We start from the raw sequence: 2,871 nt of genomic DNA, 5'->3' as shown, positions 1-2,871 counted from the left end.
GAAAATCGCAGGATCGGCACTCGCTATGACAAGCTGGCCAAGAGCTTTGCAGCCATGGTCACCTTGGCCTGCAGCCTACGTTGCATGCGGCAATACTTTTCGTACAAAGCCTAGTGTCCTATCAAAAAGTTCTTTGAAATCCCCACATCGTGCCCACCCTTTTATCATACTGACTGAGTTAGCTGATTCATTCAAACTGTTTGCAGCGATGAACTCATCAAGTCTCATCCCCAGTTCATTGTGCAACGCAGTGGCTGTTTTCAGTTTAAAAGAGTTTGGATTTGGCAGTATTTCCTCTTCCAAGATACGAGTAACTTCTCTTTTGTGAGCACCAAAACTCTTCTCAGCCTTTACATTTGCAGCTTTTTTTGCATCCTCGTGTTTTTTTAACGCTGACTCAAGGGCCTGCACGTTGCTGCACCATCCCCGAAACTCTCCCAGCTGTTCGAAAGCTTCAAACATTGCATTTGACTGCTCGGCTTCGCGGCCCATTTCACTCAGGTAATGAAAGGAGAGTGTAAAAAAGTAAGAGGCAGCTTCAAACCTGTCCATTCCATTGGTGTTGAGTAACTCATTTACTGTATCAAGCCCCTTGCGCAAGCCTTTGACATGCAGTGAAGTAAAATCAGGGTCTTCTACCGGTTCCTGGTCGTTAAGTTTTTTCAGATAGCCAAGTCCGGCTTCTATTTCATCTTCCTCGCTTAAGTCTTCAAGCAGGAAGCGCATAAAAGCATCAAAATTGCATTGAGTGCCGACAACGTAGTTTTGAAGAATAGTTGTCGGGCGTCGTTCCTTTTCTGAGTTTTTTCTCAGTGTTATGTGATGTATCCAGTCGGGATACGAGTCATTCAGATAACTTACCAGGCGCTGTTCGGACGAGGAAAAATTGATCCAGTGATCATTCAGGAAACCACCTGGAACAGGCTGTGTGGGCTTATTGAAGTGTTCGAGATAGTAATCAGTGGGTGTTTTACCAAAATTACCTTCAAACGTATTGTTTCTGTTTTGTGCCATGCCTTATGAGTATCCTTACCAACATTATGATTTTTAATCATAAACGAAAAAGTGTTTGGTGTTGTGCGTCACCTCAAAAAAAATTTTTCTGCACAAGTATTTTTACCTTTATATCTTGCTCTTAAAGTCAATAGCACTCCGGAGAACTCTCCGGCTATCAACTTAAGGAGGAACCAACGATGACCAACTCGCCACAAACAGAATATCCGGTATATGCAAACCAGCATGAGAACATGCAAATTGGAACCCCACTTCCACCAGAAGTTGAAAAACGGATCCGCTTTGCAATGGGCGATGACATCCTGCTCAGCATGAAAGACATCACCGCTCACAGTGGCCTTAGTGACAAGCATTACTATTCCCTTATTTCCAGAGGTATGTTTCCCCGACCGCTGAAAATTGGTCGCTCAAGTCGCTGGAGAAAAAGTGACTATGAAGCATGGCTAAATGAGCGGGACACAAATCGCAAGTAATCTGGACTGCAATATCGCTTACTGAAACGATTTGTATTAATGGGATTATCTAAAGCACGAGAAAATACGCACGCCTGCAATTGAAAAATAAGTTATCTGTACCTGCATATTTATCATATTAACCCCGTGAGGGGAACAGCTATACCTGCTGTTCATCAGCTGGTATATGTCTTATGCTCTTTAACAATAAGGGAATATTATCATGAATCTGCCCCTGCAGAATTATCAGGGGAAAAAAACTCCTGAACAACGAAATATGTCTGTTAAAGCCTCTGAATCACTATCATTTCCAATAAGGTCTCTTCCCAAAAAAATCAGTAATGCAATCATCGCTACGAGTCTAAATAAAAAAGTCTCTGTAGAGATTGCAGCCAGTTCGTTTCTGGCTGCTGCTTCTCTTGCTTGCCTCCCGCTGGTTGAAGTGATACCTGTACATACGAAGATCCCTGAACCCGTCGGGCTCAATTTTCTGGTTATTGCCGGGTCCGGTAGCGGAAAGTCTACGGTGTTGAGAGCAGTCATGCAGGTCTTTCATGATTTTTCAGCAAAGGTGAATGATGAATATAAAAATCTATTGAACCAATTTCAGGTGGATATCAGCATGTGGGACGAAAGTAAAAAGGCGCTGGCCCGGAATTTACGGCAGGCGACATCCCGCAACTGTGGTCGTGAAGATGCAGAAAAGGCCATGAAAAAACACCTGAATAATAAACCGCAGAAGCCTGTCCGGTTTAAGTTCTTATATCAGGACATATCTAATAGTGAGCTTATTAAAAGTCTCGGTGATAATCCTGATGCTGGTATTTTTTCTGATGAAGCTGTGACGTTTTTCAAATCCAGGGCCAAAAACGATCCGGGTATATTTAACCTCGGATGGGATGGTGCTACATATTTTTATCAACGTGACGGCGTGGATTATGAAATCAATCTTCGTCTGATGTTTTGCCTGATGGTTCAGCCCGATATTTTTGATGAATATATCATCAGAAACCAGACGACAGGGAGAGGGAGCGGTTTCCTTGCCCGTTTCCTGACTGTCAAAGTATATGGTGAATATAAATATCAGGATGGCGATTTTAGTCGTATGAACCGCGCCCTTGACGAATTTGATAACAGAGTTCAGGAGCTATTGGAACGTGCAAAGCAGCGTTTCAATGATGGCATCGCCGATAAGCAGCAACTAACCCTGTCACCTCAGGCCATTGCATTTATGGGTGAGAAACGTGCCGAAATGAAGCAAAAGATAAGCGAAGGAGGCCCATGGGAACATAGGTAATGACTCCAACTTACTGATAGTGTTTTATGTTCAGATAATGCCCGATGACCTTGTCATGCAGCTCCACCGATTTTGAGAACGACAGTGACTTCCGTCCCAGCCTTGCCA

4 protein-coding genes and 1 pseudogene are annotated in these 2,871 nt (G+C 43.5%); 3 read left to right on the top strand and 2 right to left on the bottom strand.

The annotated features are described in order from the left end of the window. A pseudogene (locus tag FHC51_RS22485) lies at positions 1-114 on the top strand (IS5/IS1182 family transposase); the annotation flags it as partial. Here the strand turns inward: FHC51_RS22485 and FHC51_RS22480 are convergent. Then, positions 76-1,014 carry a hypothetical protein gene (locus tag FHC51_RS22480; protein WP_220436757.1) on the bottom strand — a complete coding sequence of 313 codons (939 nt, stop codon included), beginning with the start codon at positions 1,012-1,014 and terminating at the stop codon, positions 76-78. The pseudogene FHC51_RS22485 and the gene FHC51_RS22480 sit on opposite strands and share 39 nt — an antisense overlap. A gap of 179 nt (positions 1,015-1,193) precedes the next feature. On the opposite strand from FHC51_RS22480, the gene FHC51_RS23340 reads away from it, so the two are divergent. Beyond that, the gene (locus tag FHC51_RS23340) at positions 1,194-1,487 is read left to right on the top strand and encodes a helix-turn-helix transcriptional regulator (protein ID WP_375373825.1); all 294 of its coding nucleotides are present in this window, start codon (positions 1,194-1,196) and stop codon (positions 1,485-1,487) included. Positions 1,488-1,689: 202 nt separating this feature from the next. Beyond that, entirely contained in the window at positions 1,690-2,763 is a 1,074-nt protein-coding gene (locus tag FHC51_RS22470) for a DUF3987 domain-containing protein (protein WP_220436756.1), read from the top strand. Between the two features lie 10 nt (positions 2,764-2,773). Here FHC51_RS22470 and FHC51_RS22465 read toward each other — a convergent pair. Continuing rightward, a partial coding sequence (locus FHC51_RS22465) for an IS1 family transposase (RefSeq protein ID WP_000851394.1) occupies positions 2,774-2,871 on the bottom strand: 98 nt, incomplete at its 5' end.

Source organism: Leclercia sp. EC_58 (genome assembly GCF_019584355.1).
In the GTDB taxonomy this organism is placed as follows: Bacteria; Pseudomonadota; Gammaproteobacteria; order Enterobacterales; family Enterobacteriaceae; genus Enterobacter.
The sequence above is the reverse complement of the archived record's forward strand: the minus strand, read 5'-3'. Positions and strand labels throughout refer to the sequence as shown.